This window comes from Streptomyces sp. NPDC050856, assembly GCF_040653855.1.
In the GTDB taxonomy this organism is placed as follows: domain Bacteria; phylum Actinomycetota; class Actinomycetes; order Streptomycetales; family Streptomycetaceae; genus Streptomyces.
In genome coordinates this window covers 1-19,248 of record NZ_JBFAGV010000004.1, presented here as the reverse complement: position 1 = coordinate 19,248, position 19,248 = coordinate 1, and the positions used below count along the sequence as shown (strand labels likewise).

The following is a 19,248-nucleotide window of genomic DNA, read 5'->3' as shown; positions in this document are numbered from 1 at the left end:
CGGCCGGGCGGCTCTCGGTTGTGGCCCGGGCCGCAAGCCGCCGGGGCCGGGCTACAGATCCACTCGGTACACGATCGGGGGGCGGCCGGTGCGGCCCTCCTGACGGCTGCCGGTCGGCACCGCCACCCCCGCCCGTTCGAGGCGCTTGAGGATGCGCCGGGCGGTGCGCTGCTGCACGGACAGGTGCTCCGCCACCGCATGGGCCGTCAGACCTCCGCCCGGGTCGGCCGCGGCCAGCTCCCGCAGCCGGTCCAGGGTGTGCGCGTTGAGGCCCACCCGGCGGGCCAGCAGCGCGGAGCCGGCCGGGCCGGCCGGCCCGGCGGCGCCGTCCGCGCCCGGTGCGATGACGATGTCGACGTCGTCCGCCAGCGACACCACGCCGGCCGCGTCGCCCACCGCGCGGGCCCGGCTGACCGCGCGGCGCGCCAGCGCCTCCGCCTCCGCCGCGGTGCGCCCCAGGCCGAACCCCACGTGCGCGGTGGGGTGCCGGGCCGCCAGGCCGTCCAGGAAGGGGATGCGGGTGAACCGCTCGGTCACCTCCTCCAGCACCCCCCGGGTGGTGACCACCAGCCGCCGCCCGTCCGGGAGCTCCGCCAGACTGCCGCCGAGCGGGCGTATGTCCTCCGCCAGCCGGGTGTCGCCGCCCGGCAGGTCCACGATGCCCAGCGCGACCTGGGCGTCCCCGCTGTGCTGCCCGGCCGTCGCCAGGACGAGCGCCTGGAGCGTGGCGAGTATCGAGTGCCGGGACGGCGCCAGCCGCACCGCGTGGGTGCGGTGCTCCAGGGCGTGGAAGGCCGAGCCCAGACAGGTGATCGCCACCCGGCAGTGGTCCTCTTCGCGCGCGCGGAGATGGAAGTCGACCAGGTCGCGCGAGGTGAGCCCGGGCCGGTACGGCAGCACCCGGACGTGCTCGGTGGGCAGCTTGGCCTCCGTCAGGGTCTCCAGGACCTCCTCGCGCCGCAGCGTGTCGATCGAGACCCGGGAGACGTCGTGCCCGAGGCGGAGCAGCTCCACCAGCGCGCGCAGCAGGGTGGCCCCGTTGTAGGGCACGTACATGGCCGGACCGTCCAGGAGCCCGGCCGCGGCGGCCCGCGCGTGCGGCACGACCCCGGTGAACAGCAGGGCGTCCGCGCGCCCGCGTGCCGCGGCGGTCACGTCCAGGGTCTCGTCCTCGTGGCGGTAGGGCAGCGGCAGCAGCTGGGCCGGTCCCACCCCGCCGCCGACCGCGACCACCTTGTGGACCAGGTCCTCGGGCCCTATCACGCCGACTGTGAGCGGCATGGGCCGTTCTCCGTTCTGCTGGGATCTCGCTGTGGTCGGCCCGCGCCGCCGGCGTTCCCGCCGCCGCCCGGCCGGCGGCCCCGCCCGGGTGCCGGCCGGTCACGGGGCGCGACCCGTGCGCCACGCGTGATTGACGACCGTCCGCGTGGGTTCTACTTTCGGCCCAGGCCATAATCGCGTGCTGCCGAGAGGATAATCCCCCGATGCCGCAACGGGAAATGCCGCTGCCCACAGTTCTCGATCCACGCGGACGGACCTTCGGCGACGAGGAACGCCGGGCGGTGCTCCGGGTCCTCGACTCGGGCGTGCTGTGCGGGGCGTTCGGCCAGGAGGCCAGAGCGCTGGAGAGCGAGATGGCCGCGCTGTACGGGCGGGCCGAGGCGGTTTCGTGCAGCTCGGGCACCGCCGCGCTGCACCTGGCGGTCGCCGCGGCCGGCGTGGGCCCGGGCGACGAGGTCGTCACCACCCCGATCTCCGACTTCGGCACGGTCGCGCCCGTCCTCGCGCAGGGCGGGCGGGTGGTCTTCGCCGACGTACGCCCCGACGACGCCAACCTCGACCCGGATGCGGTCGAGGCGGCCCTCACCCCCCGGACCAAGGCCGTCATCGCCGTCCACCTCTTCGGCGGGGCCGCCGACACCGCCCGGCTGCGGGACATCTGCGACCGACACGGCCTGCTGCTCATCGAGGACTGCGCCCAGGCATGGCTGGGCGAGGACCCCGCCGGCCGGCTGCTCGGCACGGCCGGCGACATCGCCTGCTTCAGCCTCCAGCAGTACAAGCACATCACCACCGGCGACGGCGGCCTCACCATCACCGACGACCCGGACCTGGCGGCCCGCATGCGGCTGTTCATGGACAAGGGCTGGGACCGCTCCGAGGGCCGCGTCCACCGCACCATGGGCCTGAACTACCGGATGACCGAGCTCGTCGCCGCCGTCGCCCGTGTCCAGCTCACCCGGGTCGCCGGGGTGGTCGCCCGCCGCCGGGCGAGCGCCGGGCGCCTGGCCCGGGCCGTCGACGGCCTGCCCCGCCTGCGGCTGCCCGAGCGGCGCGCCGGCCACGCCTGGTGGGTCCTGCCGCTCCTGGTCGACGACAACGCCCGCTGGGCCAAGGGCCTGGCCGACCTCGGCGTACCCGCGCTGCCCGGCTACCTGGAACGGCCGCTGTACGCCAACCCGGTGTTCGCGGACCGTCCGCCGGGCCCGTGCCCGCGCGCGGAACGGCTGATCGAGCGGACCCTGCTGGTGCTGCCCTGGAACGAGGGGTACGGCGACGCCGACGTGGACCGGATCGCCCGCGCCCTGAGGAAGGTGGCCGCCCCGTGACCCCCCACGACCCCTCACCGGCCCACGCCTGGCTGGAGCCGACGCCCCAGGAGCAGATCGGCTGGGACGTCGACGTGCTCTACGGCCCCTGGCCCCGCCACCACCGCGACCTGGGCCTCGCCGAGATCCGGGCCCACCTGCGCCGTTCCCCCGTGGAGAACGCCCTGGCCCTCTCCACCCGCGGCCCGCTGTTCGACGACGCCGCCGGCAACGCCGAGACCCTGCGCGACCTCGCCGGCTGCCCGGAACTGCTTCCCGTCGGCACCGTCGACGTACGCGACGCGCTGACCGCCGAGGAACGGCTGGACGAACTGACCGCCGCCGGGGTGCGGTTCCTGAGGCTGTTCACCGTGGAGCAGGCCGCCGAACCCGGCTTCCCCGGCTACCGGCGCGTGGTCCGTCTCGCTCTCGACCGGGGCATGGTGCTCCTGCACGACGGCGACCCGCGCCGCTTCGGCCCGCCCCTGACCGGCCTGGGCGCCGACGTGGTCTTCCTGGACCTGCACGCCTACCTGCTCGCCGACTTCCTGCTGCTGGCCCGCGAGGAACCCGGCTTCCGCGTCACCACCCGGATGCTCTCCGGGCCCGACTCCATCGAACGGGTGGTGGAGCACGTCGGCCCCCGCCACCTGGTCTTCGGCTCGCGCACGCCCTTCATGGACATCTCCCCGCAGACCCTGCGGCTGCGCTACGCGGACATCTCGGACGACGACCGCGCCGCCATCGCCACCAAGAACGTCGAGGAGCTGCTCGCCTGATGCCGATCATCGATGTGCACGCCCACGTCGGGCACTGGCAGTTCCACCTGACCACCGGCGACGCCGACACCAACCTGCGGCAGATGGACCGGTACGGCATCGACCTGCAGCTCGTGTCGGCCTCGGAAGCGGTCGTGCACGACGCCGTGGCGGGCAACGCGGCGCTGCGCGAACAGCTCGCCGTCCGCCCCCGGCTCTACGGCTACGCCGTCGTCAACCCCAACCGCCCCCAGGAGAGCGCCGCCGACCTGAGGCGCTGCCTGGACACCGGCATGTTCGTCGGCGCGAAGATCCACACCCACTATCCGGGGCGGCTGCCCGGCTCGCGCGAGATGGCCGAGGCGTTCGACGTCGTCGCCGAGGCCGGCGTACCCCTGCTGCTGCACACCTGGGGCCGGGAGGTCACCCTGCTCCCCGAACTCCTCGCCGACCGCCCCGGACTCCGCGTGATCATGGGGCACGCCGGTGGCGACGCCTGGCGGGAGGCCGCACACGCCGCGGCCGCCTGCGACCGGCTCTACCTGGAGCACTGCCGCACCGCGACCGACGCGGGGCGGGTCGCCTACGCGCGTGAGGCCGGCGTCCCGGTCGAGCGGATGCTGTTCGGCACCGACGCGACCCTGATCGACCCGTGCGTGTCGCTGGGCGTGATCCGCGACGCCCGGTTCACCGACGGAGAACTCGAACGGGTGCTGTGGCGCAACGCGGCGGAGCTGTTCGGCCTGACGGGCCCCCGCCCCCTGCCGCCGAGCGAGTGAGGACGAGCGATCCGGACTTCCAGGGGCCCACCCCCCATGGGCGACACCCGCAGGGCCGAGCCCTCGGCTCCGAACCGTCAGGACAGGAGAGGGACGCATGGAACGCAGGCGACTACTCAACGCGGGAGCCGGGATCACCCTGGCCACCGTGGCCGGGCAGGCGGCCGTCCAGGGCACGGCGCACGCCGCCGAGGTGAGCCCCGGACGGACCGCACCCGGGGCGGCCCCGGCCGCCCCACCCCCGCAGCGGTGTTCCGGCCCCGCCGTCACCACCTACGGCGTGGCGTCACTGACCGCGGCGATCGTCGGCACCGTGGTGCAGGGCGATCACGTGTACGTGGTGGCCCGCGGCCAGACCCCGCCGCTGCTCGGGGAGATCGACCTGCGGACCAGGAGGCTCAACCGGACGGTCCGGCTGGAACGCGGCGAGGGCGGCTGGGCGGCGGCTGCCTCGGGCGGCAAGATCTACGTCGGCACCTACCCCTACCCGGACCTCTACCGCTTCGACCCGGCCACCGGCGGGGTGACCCGGATCGGCACCATCGGCCCGACCGGCGGCTTCGTCTGGTGCCTGACCACCGCCCCCGACGGCACGCTGTACGCCGGGACCAGCCCGCGCGGGGAGGTGTGGGAGTACCGGCCGGACACCGGCGCGCTGCGCAACCTCGGCGTGGCCTTCCCCGGCGACCAGTACGTACGCGCCATCGCCGCCGACGAGCGGTACGTGTACGCGGGCACCCTGCCGCGCGGGTACGTCGTCGCCTACGACCGGACCACCGGCGAGAAGCGGAACCTCACCCCCACCCCCTACGGAGGAGCCTCCGCCCTGCTCGCCCACGGCGGCCGGGTGATCGGCTCGCTCGGCAGGTCCATCGTGGACATGGCGCCCGACGGCAGCGACGCGCGGGTGATCCCGGTGCCCGCCGCCGAACGGCTGGTCGACGCCATGACGATCACCCCGGACGGCACCCTGTACTGCGTCGGCCGCCCGACCGGCACCGTCTACCGGCGGGAGGGGGACCGGCTCGTCGCCGTCGCCGCCCCCGCCACCGGCGACGAGCACCGCGCCCTGTTCCCGCTGTCGGAGAACACCCTGCTGGGCGCCGCCGGAAGCGGACGGCTGTGGTGGCTGGACCTGACCGACGCGTCGTACGAGGTCCTCGAACTGATCGACATCGGCCTGTCCGGGCCGGACCCCGTGCAGTCCATCGCGTACCAGCCACGTGGCGTCGTGCACGTCGGCGGGCACTTCTCGCTCACCACCCACCGGCCCGCCGGGGGCACCTCCAAGCGGATCAGGATCCCCGGCGAGCCCAAGCGGATGCGTGTCCTGGGCAACCGCGTCTACGCCGCGATGTACCCGAGCACCGAGGTGCTGGAGATCGACCCGGGGCGCGGCAGGCTCCACTCCCTGGGCTTCATCGACCACGACCAGCAGCGCCCCACGGACATGGTCCACGCCCCCTGGAACGACCGCCTGCTGGTCTCCACCGCGCCGCCCACCGGCTACCTCAAGGGCGCCCTCACCGAGGTCGACCGCTGGCGCCGCCGGCTCACCGTCCACAAGGACGTGATCCGCGACCAGAGCGTGATGTCGGTGGCCCTGGACGACCGCCCCGGCCGCCGTATCGCCTACCTCGCCGGCGACACCTGGGGCGGCGGCAGCGTCCCGCCGACCCGGCCGAGCGCCGCGATCGCCGCCTTCGACCTGCGCACCCGCACGGTGCTGTGGGAGACCGTGCCGATCGAGAACCACGCCAGCCTCCAGCACATCGAGGTGTACGACGGGATCCTCTACGGGCTGTACAAGCGGCTCGCGGGCACCTGGTTCGCCATGGACATCGAGACCAGGACCGTCCTCAGGACCGGCAGGCTGCCCAGCTACGGCGAGCTGAGCGTGCACGCGGGCAGCGTGTACGCGTCGGTGTTCGGCGGCTCGGTCTACCGGATCGGGCCCGGCCTGGAGGAGGCGCAGCTGCTGATCGGCGGGCTCGGTAACGGCTGGTACAACCCGCCGCAACTGGCCTGGGAGTGGACCACCCGGTACGCCTGGGGCATGGCCGACCGCGAACTGGCCCGGCTCCGGCTGGACCCGGCCTGCCCGGCCAGGACGCGCACGGCGAGCGTCCCACCGCCCGAGGCCGTCCTCGAGGGCCTGCTGGCGAACTGACGTCAGGCCGTCCGGCCGTGCCCGGGGAGGAGCCCGACCCCGGCGGGCTCCTCCCCGGAGGGCCCGGGCTCCTCCCCGGGCCCTTCCCCGGCCAGCTCCTCCAGGCACTCGACGACGGCCCGCCGCTCCGAGCCGGGCAACCGCGGCCCGTACGGGTCGTGCGCCGCCTCCTCCGGGATCAGCCCCTCCCACACCGCCGCCCACAGCATCCGCTGCACATACCCCTCGATCGGGGCGAGGAAGGTCACCCGGGCGAACCGGTCCAGCCGCTGCGACGCGCGGACGAAGCCGCCGGGGTCACCGGCCAGCCAGGCGTCCAGGACCCCGGCCGTCAGCGGCACCCGCGCCGCCGCGATGCCCACCAGCGCCGAGTCCGCCCCCCACATCAGCGAGGGGCCGAACATCCGGTCCTCACCGGTGATGACCGGTTTGCCGCTCGGCCGCGCCGCGACGATCGCGTCCTGGCACGCCATCGCCCGGTCCAGGGTGGCCAGCTTGATCCCGGCGGCGGACGGCAGCGCGAGCAACCGCTCCACCAGCCGCGGCGGATACGGATAGCCGCCGGCCTCACCGTGCAGGAAGAACGCCACCACGGGCAGCCCGCACGCCTCGGCGATCCGCTCGTGCAGCTCCACCGCCGCGTCGTCGTCACCGGCGAGCCAGGCCGGCGGGTAGACCATCACCGCGTCCGCGCCCCCCGCCGCGGCCCGTCGCGCCATCGCCACCGCCGCGGCCGCCGCCTCCCCGGGCCCCGCGGGCCGGGCCGCCCGGGGTACCCCCACCCCGGCCACGACCGGCCCGCCGACCGCCGACCGCCACACGCCGAGCACCCGGTCGCGGTCCGCGTCCGAGAGGTACAGCCCGCGCCCCGTGTGCGCCCACACCGCGACACCCCCGGCCGGCTGCGCCGCCATCAGCTCGGCGTAACCGCGCAGCGCGCCGAAGTCCACCACGCCCCGGGCGTCCATGGGGGTGGCGACGGCCGGCAGCACGGTGCCGCGCAGCCGGTCCGCCAGGGCCTGGGTCGCGGACATGGGCACTCTCCCGTCTGTCGCGGTGGTGGCCGACACGCTAGCCTTTACGGTCCGGACCGTAAAGGAAGGGATGCGCTCCCATGCGACTCGGTCTGTACGTCAATCTCTACGCGGACCGGGCCGACCGGCCGCGGCTCGCCGACGCGGTGGAGCAGGTGCGCCTCGCCGAACAGGCGGGCTTCGCCTGGGCCGTCCTGGGCGAGCGGCACCTGCACCGGCCCGGTTACCACGAGGCCGTCACCTCGCTGGCCTACCTGGCCGCGCACACCGACCGGATCGGGCTGGCCACCGCCGGGCTGATCGCGCCGGTCCACCACCCGGTGTGGCTGGCCGAGGCCCTCGCCCACATCGACGTGCTCTCCGGCGGCCGGCTCACCGCCGGTTTCGTCCTGGGCTACCGGCCGGAGGAGTTCGCGCTCTACGGCACCCGGCCGGGCGAGCGCGTGTCGCGCTTCGAGGAGTGCCTGGAGCTGGTGACCCGGCTGTGGACCGAGGAGGAGGTCTCGTACCGGGGCCGGTGGCACCGGGTCGAGGGGGCGTTCCTCTCGCCCCGCCCGCACCAGCGCCCCCGGCCCCGGATCTGGAACGGCGGGCGGGTCGCCGCCGCCCTGGAGCGGACCGCCCGGATGTGCGACGGCTGGACCACGTCGTTCAACGAGACCGACGAGGACCTCCCGAAGAAGATCGAGGCGTACCGGTCCCACCCGCGCGGTCCGCACTCGCTGGGCGCCGAGGTCATCGTGTGCCGCGAGGGCTACGCCGCGGCCACCTCCCAGCAGGCCCGCACCGCCCTGGAGGCCCCGCTGCGCGAGCTGTACGACGCCTACGGCGACTGGAAGCGCACCTCCGCCGACGCCGCCCGGTACGCCCAGCCCTGGGACGACATCGTCGCCCGCTCGGTGATCGGCTCGGCCGGGCAGTGCGCCGAGCGGATCGAGCAGTACGCGCGGATGGGCGCCGACGGGCTGGTGCTGCGCGTCCAGCCGCCCGGTATGCCCCAGGCGGACGCCCTGCGCGCCATCGAGGCGTTCGGCAGGTTCACCTCCTGAACGCCCGCCGCACGGTGAGCGCGGCCCGCGCGATGTGCCCGATGTCCTCCTCCGGGGCCATCAGCAGCGGCTGGCGCACCCACACCACGTTCTCCTCCGCGGCCTCGGCCACCGGGCAGGGCAGGGGAGCGGCCACGTACGGCATCCGGGTCAGGGAGCGGTAGCCGACGTCCAGCGGGACCCCTTCGGCGGCCATCGCCGTCAGGAACGCGCTCACCGGCCGGCCGCCGAAGGCCCCGGCGTCGTACCGCAGCATCGCCAGGTGCCAGGTGTGACGGGTGGTCCCGGGCGGCGCCGGCACCAGGTCCAGACCCGGTACGGCGCCGAGCGCCTCGGCCAGGGCGGCGGCGCCGCGCGCCCGCCGGTCGAGCCAGCCGTCCAGCAGCGCCAGCTGCGGGTGCAGCAGGGCCGCCTGGAACTCGGTCATCCGCAGGTTCCAGCCCAGCTCCGGGTGGTCGTACCAGCCGCCCCGCGGCCGGCGGCCGACATTGTGCAGGGACCACAGCCGCTCGTGCAGGCGCCGGTCGCCGGTGACCACGACGCCGCCCTCACCGGCCGTCATCGCCTTGCCCGACTGGAAGCTGAAGCAGCCCGCGTCGCCCAGTGAGCCCGCCGGGCGGCCGTGCCGGGCCGCCCCGTGCGCCTGGGCGGCGTCCTCCACCACCGCCGGGCCCAGCCCGCGCAGTGCCTCGGTGTCCGCGGGCGCCCCGCCGAGATGGACCGGCATGACCGCCTTGGTGCGCCCGGTCACCAGCCGGCGCACGGCACGCGGGTCCAGGTGGAGCGTCCGCGGCGTCACATCGGCGGCGACCGGCACCGCACCCGCCAGCACCACGGCCGTGGCGCTCGCCACGAAGGTGTAGGCGGGCACGATCACCTCGTCGCCGGGCCCGACGCCCAGCGCCCGCAGCGCCAGGAACAGCGCGACCGTCCCATTGACCGTGCACACCCCGTGCGCGGCGCCCACCCGCCGGGCGAACGCCGCCGCGAACTCCTCGGCGGCGCTGCCGTCCGTGGCGCCCCACCGGCCGCTGTCCAGCACCCGCAGCAGCGCCCGGCGCTGCTCGTCGGTCGCGGGCGGCGGCCAGGCGGGCCACCGCGGCCCGGTCATCCCGCCCCCTTCAGCAGCCGGTCCATCGTGCCGTGCAGGACCCACCGGCGGTCGGACTCCGCGAGGTCGGCCAGCAGGACGCGGCCGAGCCCCGTCCGCAGGTCCAGGAAGACGGCGTCCGAGCCGAACGCGACCCGCTCGGCGCCCACCTCGGCGACGATCCGCACCAGGTGACGTGCCGTCATCCGGGAGCCGCAGGTCTCCAGCACCAGGTCCGGGCAGCGTCCGGCGGCCCGCACCGCGGGCCCGTAGCCCTCCGGGAACAGCCCGCTGTGCCCCATCAGCAGCGGCAGGCCCGGATAGCGCGGCGAGACGGCGGTGAAGCGGCCGGCGTCGGCCCACGGGCTGCCGTGCTGGCTGTGCGCCAGCACGATCCCGCCCCGCCCGGCGGCGATCTCGAAGGCCGGGGCGTACGCGGGGTCGTCCAGGGCCGTCCGGTGCACCTCGGGGTGCAGCTTGGCGCCGATGACCCCGGGCACCTCCAGCAGGTCGCGCAGCCGCTCGGGGCCCTGGCGGTCGTGCGGGTCGTACACCGCGTAGCCGAGCAGCCGGCCCGGGTGCGCGGCCAGCGCGTCGAGCAGCAGGGCGTTGCCCGCCCGGGCGTCCGGCCCCACCGCCAGCAGGTGCGAGACGCAGGAGACGGCGACGTGGCAGCGGTCCATCATCGCGACCAGGCCGGCCGGCGAGCCGTCCGGCACGGCGAACGCCGGCCACCGGCCGATGTGCCCGTGCGCGTCGACGGTGTCCGCCACCCGGCTCATGGCACCCCGGCCAGCAGGCGCAGGGCGTTGCCGCCCGCGATCAGGGCCGCGTCGGCCGCCGGCAGGTCCAGGGCGCCGAGCAGATACCTCGGGCCGGCGTCGTCGGTGACCGGCGCACCGGTGCCGAACAGCACACGCCGGGCCCCGTGCCGCTGGGCCAGCCACTCCACCTGCCCGTGGCCGCAGAGCGTGGAGGTCTCGACATACAGCCCGGGATGGCTGTCGAGCAGCTCGGCGAGCTCGCGCAGCGAGCGGTAGCCGGTGCCGGTCAGGACGATCCGCAGGGCGGGCACGGCGCCGGCCAACCGCCGCACCTCGTCCGCGCACGTCTCGTCCAGGCCGAGCAGCGCCGTGGTGCCCGCGCCGGCCAGCTGGGCGGCGAGGGCCAGGGCGTGCGGTCCGGTCGGCGACCACGCGTGGGAGCGGGGGCACAGCCGCGCCAGCGGGGCGCCGCCGGTCCAGGGGCCGGTGCCCAGGGGGCCGGGCACGAGCACCGGCACGGGCCGCAGGCGCCGGTCACCGATGGTGCCGAGGCGTTGGTTGCCGTCGCGCGGGTCGCCGTACACGGCATGGCTGTGCACCACGCACGCCGCGTCGATCCGCAGCCGCGCCAGCTCCGCGAGGAGCCCGGCCTCGTCGCGGCTGGGCACGTCGTCGTGGGGGATCGGACCGAGCACGCGGTTCAGGTCGACGACGGGCGGGCCGGACACGGTCACGACTTCAGCCCGCTGGTGGCGATGGAGTCGGTCAGGTACCGCTGGAGCAGGCCGAACACCAGCAGACAGGGGATGACGGTGATGGTGGCGCCCGCCATCATCTGGTTGACCGTCACGTTCTCGCCCTCCAGGGTGGCGAGCCCCACCGTCAGGGTGCGCATGGCCTCGGACTGGCCGATGACCAGTGGCCACAGGAAGTCGTTCCAGTGCCACAGGAAGACGAAGACCCCCAGGGTGGCGAGGATCGGCCGGATCAGCGGGACCACGACCGTGGTGAACACCCGCCACTCGGACGCCCCGTCGATCTTCGCGGCCTCGAACAGCTCGTCGGGCAGCTGGACGATGAACTGCCGCATCAGGAACACGGCCTGTGAGTTGGCGAGGGTGGGCACGATCAGCCCCCAGTACGTGTCCACGCCGCCCATCTCGGAGACGAGGATGTAGTACGGGACGAGGGTGGCCTGGAACGGCACCATCAGGGTCGCCAGGAACGACCAGAAGAGGATCTCGCGGCCCGGGAAGCGCTTCTTGGCGAACGCGTACCCGGCCATCGAGGCGAACAGCAGGATGAACAGCACCGACACCAGCGAGTAGACCAGTGAGTTGAGCGCCCAGCGCAGGATGTCGGCGCCGGCCAGCACGTCGGAGAAGTTCCGCCAGGTGGCGCGGGTGACGTCCAGCGCGCCCGGCAGGGTGCTGCCGCCGGGCGGCGCGAACGCCACCAGCACCATGACGACGAAGGGGGTGACGGTCACCAGGGCGACCAGCACCAGCAGGACCGGCAGTCGCAGCCGCGCCATCAGTCCTCCTCCCTGCCGATGAGCCGGCGCTGGATCAGCGAGAAGACCAGCACGACCAGGAAGAGCACCAGGCCGACCGCGCTCGCGTAGCCGAAGTCGAAGAACTTGAAGCCGGAGTCGTAGAGGAAGTAGACCAGCGAGTAGCTGGCGCGGACCGGACCGCCGGCGGTCATCACGTACATCGCGTCGAAGACCTGGAAGGACTGGATCGCCTCGATGACCAGGACGAAGAAGAGCACCGGGCGCAGCAGCGGCAGGGTCACCCAGCGGAACCGCTGCCAGGAGCCCGCACCGTCGATGGTCGCGGCCTCGGCGACCTCCCGGGGGATGGACTGGAGCCCGGCGAGCAGGATCAGCATCGAGTAGCCGAAGCCCTTCCACGCGGCGGCGGCGGCGATGGAGGGCAGTACCAGCGACTCGTCGCCCAGGAAGTCGACGGGCCCGGAGCCCAGCGCGCCGAGGGCGGCGTTGAGCAGCCCGTCCTCCACCTCGTAGATCCACTTCCAGATGACGGCGGCCAGCACGACACTGGTGACGTACGGCAGGAAGAACAGACCGCGGAAGAAGCCGCGCAGCCACAGGGTGCGGTGCAGCAGAACGGCGGTGGCCAGGGCCAGCAGCACCGTCATCGGGACGTAGAGCGCGGTGTAGACGGCGGTGACGCCGAGGCTCTGCCAGAACAGGCCGTCCTGGAGGAGCCGGGTGTAGTTGGCGGCCCCGATGAAGTCCCACTCGCCGCTCAGCCGGTAGTCGGTGAGCGACAGGAGGGCGGCGCCCGCGGTCGGCCCGAAGCGGAACACGGCGAACAGCACCAGCATCGGGGCGACGAACGCCAGGCCGGCCAGGGCCTCGCGGCGCCGCCGGGTCCGGCGGCGGCCGGCCGGGCCGGGCCCCGCCGGGAGGAGCACCACGTCGCGCGGGGCGGCGCCGCGCGGCTCGGCGGGGGGCGCGACCCGGCTCAACGCTGCCGCGCCAGCAGGTCGTCGCCCTCCCGGGCCGCCGCGGCCAGCGCCTGCCGCGGCGTCTTGCGGCCGGTGAGCGCGGCCTGGATCTCCGGGGAGACGAGCGCCATGAGCTGGCGGGCGGCCGGGTGCGGCTCACCGGGGAAGGCGTGGTTCAGCGCCGCCTCGAACTCCTCGGCGAACGCCCCCTCGTGCTCCACGGTGACATCGGTGCGCGGCGAGTAGAACCCGCCGGCCCGGCCCATGGACCGGATCTGTTCGGGCTCGGTCATGAAGGCGACGAACCTCTCGGCGCCCTCCGGGTTGCCGGTCCTGGCGTTGATGCCCAGACCGCCCGGCATGCCGAAACCGACCTGCTTGCGGGGGCCCTTGAGCGCCGGGCCGACGATGACGTTCTCCGCGCCCCACGCCGCGGCGGCCAGCGCGGCGTCGGCGGGGGTGTTGGTGTAGCCCATCGCCACCTGCTGCCTGCCCAGCGCGTGATCGGTGAAGAGGTTGGCGTTGGTCAGCGCGGACCTGGGCACGGCACCGCTCCGGTAGAGGTCGACCAGGAAGGTCAGCGCCTCGACGCCCTCGGGGCTGTTGAACGCCGTCTTCCGGCCGCTGTCGTCGAACACCCTGCCGCCCGCCTGCCACAGCAGGGGGTAGAAGCTCATGTTGAGCGAGGCCTCGTTGCTGGCGGAGTAGTCGAGGGTGGCCGCGCCGGCCCGCTTCAGCTTCGGTGCCGCCGCCTTGAGTTCGTCCCAGGTGGCGGGGGGCCGCGCTATGCCCGCCCGGTCGAGCAGCCGCTTGTTGTACAGCGTGCTGGTGACGGTGTGGTAGATCGGCGCCGCGTAGACCTTGCCGTCCTGCGTCATGGCCTCCAGGGCGGCCGGACGGAAGGCGCTGCGGGACTTCTCGATGCCCCGGTCCACCGGCCGGAGCGCCCCGTTGGCCTGGAACTGCGGGATCTGGTCGGGGCCGAGCAGCACCACATCGGGGCCCTTGCCGCTGCCGAAGGCGGTGGCGAGCTTCTGGTCCCGGTTCTCCCAGGGCTGTTGCTCGACGCGGAGGTCCACACCCTTCTCGGCCGCCTCGAAGCCCTTCTCGATGCCGTCCCAGTAGGCGGAGTTGGCCTTCGGATCCATGATCACGGGATACATCCAGACGGTGACGCTGTCCGACTCCGAGCCGTTGCCGCCCTTGCCGCAGCCGGCCGCGGTGAGGGCGGTGAGCGTGAGGAGTGCGAGAGGTACGGTGGCGCGCTTGAACCCTGTCTTCATGGGGGCCTCCGGAAGGCCTGGTAACCTCGGCGGTTCCGGCCTGGGCCGAAAGTAACCGCGCTGTTTTGGGCTGTCAATGCCGCGCGTTCGGGCCACCCGCCCGGGTGACGCGCCGGGCGGTGACGGGCCGGCCGTTCCGCGGGAGCCCAGGCCAAGACCCGTACGCCGCCCGGTGGTTGGGTGCCGCGGCCGGCCGGTACACCGGTGGCGCACCGGGGCGACGGTACGCCTCAGGTGCCGTCGGCGGGGTCGGCCTGTCTCGGGCGGAGCAGCAGCGCCGAGCAGGACAGCACCGCGCCGGCCGCGGCGCACACCACCGCCACGCCGGTCGCCCAGCCGAAGGCGGCACCCAGACTGCTGGACAGCAGATCGAGCGCGCCGGCCCCGGCCAGCGCGTGCACGGCGACGATGCCGATGGCCGTCGCCGCGGCCGCCGCCCAGACCCGCGCGGTGTCCCGCGCCGGCAGCCAGACGCCGAACACCAGGCACAGCACCGTGACGGCCAGCGCCAGCGTGTCCACCCAGCCGCCGGAACGCAGGTGGGCGAAGTCCGTCGGCAGGTGGAGGAAGCCGCACACCAGCAGGGCGAGCGCGGCCGGCCAGCGCAGCCCGGACCGCAGGATGGTGGGCGCGGCGGGACCGCTCGGCGAGCCGGCGAGGGCGCCCTCCAGGACCGAGGCGACGCCACGGGCGCCGGCCACCGGCCACTTCGGGGGCGCCGCCGGCCTGGCGGGTACGGGCGCGCCCCCCGCCCCGCCGCCGTCGAGCGTGGGCGGGTTGTCGGGGACCGTACGGGCGGGGACGTGGGGCCAGGCGTCGGCGCCGTCCGTGCCGAGGATGCTCACCAGCTGGGCCACGTCCTCGATCGGCCTGCCGACGGCCGCTGCCCGCAGCGCCGTGTCGGCCTCGCCCAGTTCGTGCCCGGACTCGGTGAGCAGCGTGACCAGCTGCCGTACTTCTTCCAGCGGCCTGGCGACGGCCGCCGCGCGCAGCGCCTCGTCACCGGGGTTGCGCACCGCGTTGGTCCGCTTGAGCAGGGTCACCAGCGCGGCGACCTCCTCCAGCGGCCGGTGGGTGGCGGCCGTCCACAGCAGGGTGCGTATGGTCTCGTCGTTGGTCTCGGGGGGCGGGTCCCCCGGCAGAGCGGGCGCCTCGGTGGGGAGGCCGGCCGCCGGTCCGGGAGCCGATACGGGGGGTCCCGGACGGTCGTCGGGGTCCGCCGTGGCGGGGGTGGTGGGTTCGGTTGTCATGGCACGGCTCCGTTCGCCGAACTGACGGATCGGCACACACGGTGTCGGTCGTCGTACGCCACCAGGACGCACGTTGAGCTTCATCTAATAGGCGCTTTCGCCGGTTGCGCCATCCGGAAAGCGCAAACGAGGGGCGGGGGGCCGCGCCGGAAGGAGAATTCCGGGGACCTACCCCCACCCCCGTTGGGGTATCCGATGGGCGTCAACGACCGCCGCCGTCCGGGGAATCACCGGACTGACAGATCGGCAATTGAACCTTGGACCACATTGTCCGCGCAGCGTTTGCCAGGTGGCCGATTGTGCGTTCAACTGGAAGGGCAACTGAACGTTTCTCCCGCTTAGGAGATGGTGGCATGTCGTCCATGGAGCCCACGGTTCAGGACCGCACGAAGGTACTCGACACCGACCTCGAGGCAGCACTCGACCCGGCGGAAGTCCAGGGCTTCTACCGCGACACCCGCGAATGCGCCGCGCTGGCGTTGGAGGCGGGTGCCGGAAAGCTGCTGCTGGCGCCCCCGACGCCTCGCCCGAAGAAGGGCTGAAGGGGTCGTTGAATGGAGCAGCCCGGCACTTCCGCCCATTTGACGGGCGCGGTGCAGGACCTCGCATCACAGGTGGTCTCCGCTTTGCGAAGCGGGGACCACTGCGCGGTCCTCGGCACAGCGACCGGTCCGGCCGGAACGTATGACCTGGACACGGAAAACGAAAACGACCCGGAATTCGACCCGAGAAGCGACATCACCCTGGCGGCGGTGCGCGTTCTCGGCGCCGATGTGATGCTCCCCGGCGTCCTGTACGGCCGGCCGCCCGTCCCGGAGGACGTCGCGGTGTTCGAGAAGGCGGTGCTCGCCTTCCCGCCCGCCCCCGGCGCGTCCCCGGCCTCGCGGTGGAGCCACTGGGGAATGGTCCGGGCCCTGTCCGCGCTGGACGGCTCGGCGGCGTCCCCGGCGGCCACCGCGCCGGCCGGCGGCGCCGAACCGGACGCCGACTGGCTGGCGGGAGCGCCGTGGCAGGTCCTCACCCACCAGCTCGCCGTGCTCGCCTCGCTCGCCGTGCCCGGCACCGACTGCGCGGTACGACGCGCGGCACAGGACCGGCCGGTCGACGTGGCCCGTGGCTTCGTCCGCGCGGTGCGCCGCCGGGACTGGCTCCAGGCGGCGGGCGCCGGCCGGTGGCTGGTCCTGCTCGACGGAGTGCCGGCCACCCTCGGCCTGGACACCGGGCTGGAGTTCGTCTCCCACATGGGCGGTGACGACCCGCGCGTCGCCCTGCACCTCCGGGCCGCGCTCCTGACGCGCGGTGGGGCGCGGGTGTGAGCGCGGACACCGTCCGTGGCGTGGCCGAGGCGGCGCTGGGCTGGGCCTCCGGCCGGCGGCTCGAATTCCGCCTGGACGACACCGCGTTGGACGCCGCCACCGACGTCAACCGCACCTGGAAGCCACTGGGTGAACTCGCCCTGGCCTGCGTGGCCGTGCGGGACCGGACCCGTCTCGGTGAGAACCTGCACGAGCTGGCCTGCGACCTGCTGGCCTTCGCCTGGGAGCAGACCCGCCGGGGGGAGCGCTTCCTCGACCTCCAGCGGCTCGAACCCTGGGCGACCTACCCCCTGGAGGTCTACGCCCCCTTCTCGTCCGCGGGCCTGCGGCACCCGGGGTACGAGGAGTTCCTCCGGGCCGTCGTGCCCACCCGGAGCTGGCGGCGCACCGAGCAGCTGCCCAACCGGCGGCTCGCCATCCGCAACGCCGAGCGGCGCGGCGGCCAGCCGCCGTCCGACGCGGCGTCGGAGCCGCTGGGCCGCACCTGGCTGGGCGGCCTGCCCGAGCCGTGGGCCTTCGAGCGGATGGCCGGGTACACCGCCACCCACGTGGTCTTCCACCTCACCGACTGGGGAACCGACACCGGTGGTGTGCCGCCGCGGCTCGCGGACTACCTGGAGACCTGGCTTCCGGCCTGGCTCGACACGTGCCTGGACGACGACCACTGGGACCTCGCCTGCGAACTGCTGGCCGTCGCGGCCAGCCTGCCGCAGCCGCCGCCCCGGGCGCCGGCCGAACAGGCGTGGGCCCGCGTGGCGGAGGCCCAGGACGCCGACGGCGCGATCCCGGAGATGGGCCCGGGCCGCCGGGGACGCCCAGTGGTACGCGACTTCGTCAACTGCTACCACTCCACGCTGATGGCCGCCTTCGCGGCCGTCCTGACCCTCGCTCGGCTGACCGAGGGACAAGGAGCGCCGGCATGACCAGCACCCGCCTCATCCACACCGTCGGCGTGGGGGCCATCGAGTGGCTGTACGCGCACCGCGACGAGTTCCGGCTGGAACCGGACGTCGACCCCGAGATCGGCTTCCTGGAACGCTTCAAGCCGATCGGCGAGCTCGCCGTCATCTGCAAGGTGCTGTTCCGTGAGGGCGTGGCGGGCTCCCGCCAGGCCGACCTCGCGCGGCGGCTGATCGACCACGCCTGGCGCGACGCCCTGGACGGCGGCCGGATGCTGGCCCGGGGCCAGCGGACCGAGCCGACCTCGCCCATCCCCTTCGAGGTGTACGTGCCGTTCCGGGAACTGGGCTACGTGGAGCCCGAGATGGAACGCGTCACCCCGATCCACCACCGCCTCGCCAGCTGGGCCGCCCGTGAGGTGCTGCCCAACCGCCGGCTGGGGCTGTCCGCCTTCGAGCGCCGTTTCGGGCTGCCGCCCAGCGTGCCCGAGGAGGAGGCCGCCGCCCGCACCTGGCTGAGCCGGACGCCCGAGCCGTGGACGGCCAGCGGCCACACCACGTACGACATCACCCATACCGTCTTCCACCTGACCGACTGGGGGGAGAACCCGGACGGGCTGCCCCCGGCCGTCGCCGACTACCTCGCCACCTGGCTGCCGGCCTGGCTCGACCACTGGCTGGAGGCGGAGTTCTGGGACCTGCTGGGCGAACTGCTGGTGGTCGACGCCTGCCTGCCCCGGCCCACCCTGGACGAGCGGGCCTGGGCGGGATTCGCCGCCGCCCAGCAGCCCGACGGCGCCATGCCCGCCATGCGGGAGATGCCGCGGGGCGACCGCGACGAGGTCTTCGACGTCGTCTACCACCCCACGCTGGTGGCCGCCTTCGCCTCCGTACTGGCCACCTCCCGGGCGCTGACCCGGCTGGCCGGCACCACGGCATGACGGCGCCGCCCGACGACGAGGAGGCGCGGGCCCGGCTCGACGAGGCCGTGAGCGCCGTGGCCGCGCCCGACGTGGTCTTCGCGCTCTCCCGGCACGGGCGCCGCACGGTCCGCTCCGGCGGCACCGCGCCCCCACCGCCCGTCCCGCGCGACCGGCTGCGCTACGAGATCGGGTCGGCGACCAAGACGTTCACCGGGCTCCTGCTGGCATGCCTGACCACCTCGGGCGCGCTGCCCGAGCACGCGGTGGCCGCCACCTGCTTGGACCCGGGCCGGCCGGCGGGCCGCCACCCGGTCACGCTGACCCACCTGATCACCCACACCTCGGGGCTGCCGGGCCTGCCCGCCGACCTCTACCCGCGCGCCCTGCCCCACTGGTACACCAACCCCTACGCCCACTACCCGGCCGAACGGGTGGTCCGCGCCTTCCTGCGGCACCGCCCGCGCCGCCGCCCCGGCACCCGGTGGGCCTACTCGAACTTCGGCGTCGCCGTCCTGGGGCACGCCCTCGCGGCGGCCGCGGGAGCCTCGTGGGAGGCGCTGCTCACCTGCCACGTCCTGCGCCCGCTGGGGCTGGACGGCATCGCCCTGCGCGCCGGCGGACCGGACACCGACGCCACCGGGCACCGGTCCGACGGGACGACCCCCACGCCGCCCCTGCGCATCGGCGGCTTCCAGGCGGCCGGAGCGGTGGGGGGGGGGCCGCCCGGCCGCCGGCCCGCCCGCGGGGCCCGCCGGCCCCCCCCCCGGTCGGCGCGGGCGGGGGGCCCGCCCCCCCAGAGCCGCCCCCCCCCGCGGCGCGGCCGGGGCCCCCCCCGGCCCCACCCCCCACACCACAAAAAAAAATAGAGGG

General features: G+C 74.7%; 19 protein-coding genes. 10 read left to right on the top strand and 9 right to left on the bottom strand.

Features of this window, described 5'->3' with window-relative positions; translation table 11 throughout:
* Positions 1-51: 51 nt before the first annotated feature.
* Entirely contained in the window at positions 52-1,281 is a 1,230-nt protein-coding gene (locus tag AB0H53_RS04950) for a hypothetical protein (RefSeq protein ID WP_362107293.1), read from the bottom strand.
* Positions 1,282-1,484: 203 nt separating this feature from the next.
* Between AB0H53_RS04950 and AB0H53_RS04945 the strand changes: the two genes are divergently transcribed.
* From AB0H53_RS04945 to AB0H53_RS04930, 4 genes are all read left to right on the top strand, one after another.
* On the top strand, positions 1,485-2,609 hold the full coding sequence (locus AB0H53_RS04945) for a DegT/DnrJ/EryC1/StrS family aminotransferase (RefSeq protein WP_362107290.1): 1,125 nt from the start codon (positions 1,485-1,487) through the stop codon (positions 2,607-2,609).
* Complete coding sequence (locus AB0H53_RS04940; protein WP_362107287.1) at positions 2,606-3,367, top strand: hypothetical protein; 762 nt, start codon at positions 2,606-2,608, stop codon at positions 3,365-3,367. Before AB0H53_RS04945 ends, AB0H53_RS04940 begins: the two co-directional genes overlap by 4 nt.
* On the top strand, positions 3,367-4,125 hold the full coding sequence (locus tag AB0H53_RS04935) for an amidohydrolase family protein (RefSeq protein WP_362107284.1): 759 nt from the start codon (positions 3,367-3,369) through the stop codon (positions 4,123-4,125). The genes AB0H53_RS04940 and AB0H53_RS04935 overlap by 1 nt, the downstream gene beginning before the upstream one ends.
* A gap of 97 nt (positions 4,126-4,222) precedes the next feature.
* Positions 4,223-6,295, top strand: coding sequence for a hypothetical protein (locus AB0H53_RS04930; protein ID WP_362107281.1), 2,073 nt, complete (start codon positions 4,223-4,225; stop codon positions 6,293-6,295).
* 2 nt (positions 6,296-6,297) lie between these two features.
* Here the strand turns inward: AB0H53_RS04930 and AB0H53_RS04925 are convergent, their stop codons facing one another.
* A complete protein-coding gene (locus tag AB0H53_RS04925; RefSeq protein ID WP_362107278.1) occupies positions 6,298-7,329 on the bottom strand; it encodes a dihydrodipicolinate synthase family protein in 1,032 nt (343 codons plus the stop codon).
* Between the two features lie 80 nt (positions 7,330-7,409).
* Between AB0H53_RS04925 and AB0H53_RS04920 the strand changes: the two genes are divergently transcribed.
* Positions 7,410-8,378 carry an LLM class flavin-dependent oxidoreductase gene (locus AB0H53_RS04920; RefSeq protein ID WP_362107275.1) on the top strand — a complete coding sequence of 323 codons (969 nt, stop codon included), beginning with the start codon at positions 7,410-7,412 and terminating at the stop codon, positions 8,376-8,378.
* Here AB0H53_RS04920 and AB0H53_RS04915 read toward each other — a convergent pair.
* From AB0H53_RS04915 to AB0H53_RS04885, 7 genes are all read right to left on the bottom strand, one after another.
* Positions 8,368-9,489: a DegT/DnrJ/EryC1/StrS family aminotransferase gene (locus AB0H53_RS04915; RefSeq protein ID WP_362107272.1), complete on the bottom strand. Its 1,122-nt coding sequence runs from the start codon at positions 9,487-9,489 to the stop codon at positions 8,368-8,370. The two genes, AB0H53_RS04920 and AB0H53_RS04915, sit on opposite strands and share 11 nt — an antisense overlap.
* Positions 9,486-10,241, bottom strand: coding sequence for an amidohydrolase family protein (locus AB0H53_RS04910; RefSeq protein ID WP_362107269.1), 756 nt, complete (start codon positions 10,239-10,241; stop codon positions 9,486-9,488). The genes AB0H53_RS04915 and AB0H53_RS04910 overlap by 4 nt, the downstream gene beginning before the upstream one ends.
* A 5-nt stretch (positions 10,242-10,246) precedes the next feature.
* A complete protein-coding gene (locus AB0H53_RS04905; protein ID WP_362107266.1) occupies positions 10,247-10,960 on the bottom strand; it encodes an amidohydrolase family protein in 714 nt (237 codons plus the stop codon).
* 2 nt (positions 10,961-10,962) lie between these two features.
* Entirely contained in the window at positions 10,963-11,766 is an 804-nt protein-coding gene (locus AB0H53_RS04900) for a carbohydrate ABC transporter permease (protein WP_362107263.1), read from the bottom strand.
* Positions 11,766-12,728, bottom strand: a complete 963-nt coding sequence (locus tag AB0H53_RS04895; protein ID WP_362107260.1) for a sugar ABC transporter permease — start codon at positions 12,726-12,728, stop codon at positions 11,766-11,768. The genes AB0H53_RS04900 and AB0H53_RS04895 overlap by 1 nt, the downstream gene beginning before the upstream one ends.
* On the bottom strand, positions 12,725-13,990 hold the full coding sequence (locus AB0H53_RS04890; RefSeq protein WP_362107257.1) for a sugar ABC transporter substrate-binding protein: 1,266 nt from the start codon (positions 13,988-13,990) through the stop codon (positions 12,725-12,727). Before AB0H53_RS04890 ends, AB0H53_RS04895 begins: the two co-directional genes overlap by 4 nt.
* Positions 13,991-14,220: 230 nt before the next feature.
* Complete coding sequence (locus tag AB0H53_RS04885; RefSeq protein ID WP_362107254.1) at positions 14,221-15,240, bottom strand: hypothetical protein; 1,020 nt, start codon at positions 15,238-15,240, stop codon at positions 14,221-14,223.
* Between the two features lie 353 nt (positions 15,241-15,593).
* On the opposite strand from AB0H53_RS04885, the gene AB0H53_RS04880 reads away from it, so the two are divergent.
* Genes AB0H53_RS04880 through AB0H53_RS04860 form a run of 5 tightly spaced genes read left to right on the top strand, consistent with a single transcriptional unit; the run spans position 15,594 to position 19,244 of the window.
* Positions 15,594-15,782, top strand: coding sequence for a hypothetical protein (locus AB0H53_RS04880; RefSeq protein WP_362107251.1), 189 nt, complete (start codon positions 15,594-15,596; stop codon positions 15,780-15,782).
* Positions 15,783-15,794: 12 nt separating this feature from the next.
* Complete coding sequence (locus tag AB0H53_RS04875; protein ID WP_362107248.1) at positions 15,795-16,556, top strand: hypothetical protein; 762 nt, start codon at positions 15,795-15,797, stop codon at positions 16,554-16,556.
* A complete protein-coding gene (locus tag AB0H53_RS04870) occupies positions 16,553-17,479 on the top strand; it encodes a hypothetical protein (RefSeq protein WP_362107245.1) in 927 nt (308 codons plus the stop codon). Before AB0H53_RS04875 ends, AB0H53_RS04870 begins: the two co-directional genes overlap by 4 nt.
* Entirely contained in the window at positions 17,476-18,396 is a 921-nt protein-coding gene (locus AB0H53_RS04865; RefSeq protein WP_362107242.1) for a hypothetical protein, read from the top strand. Before AB0H53_RS04870 ends, AB0H53_RS04865 begins: the two co-directional genes overlap by 4 nt.
* Complete coding sequence (locus AB0H53_RS04860; RefSeq protein WP_362107239.1) at positions 18,393-19,244, top strand: serine hydrolase domain-containing protein; 852 nt, start codon at positions 18,393-18,395, stop codon at positions 19,242-19,244. Before AB0H53_RS04865 ends, AB0H53_RS04860 begins: the two co-directional genes overlap by 4 nt.
* Positions 19,245-19,248: the final 4 nt, after the last annotated feature.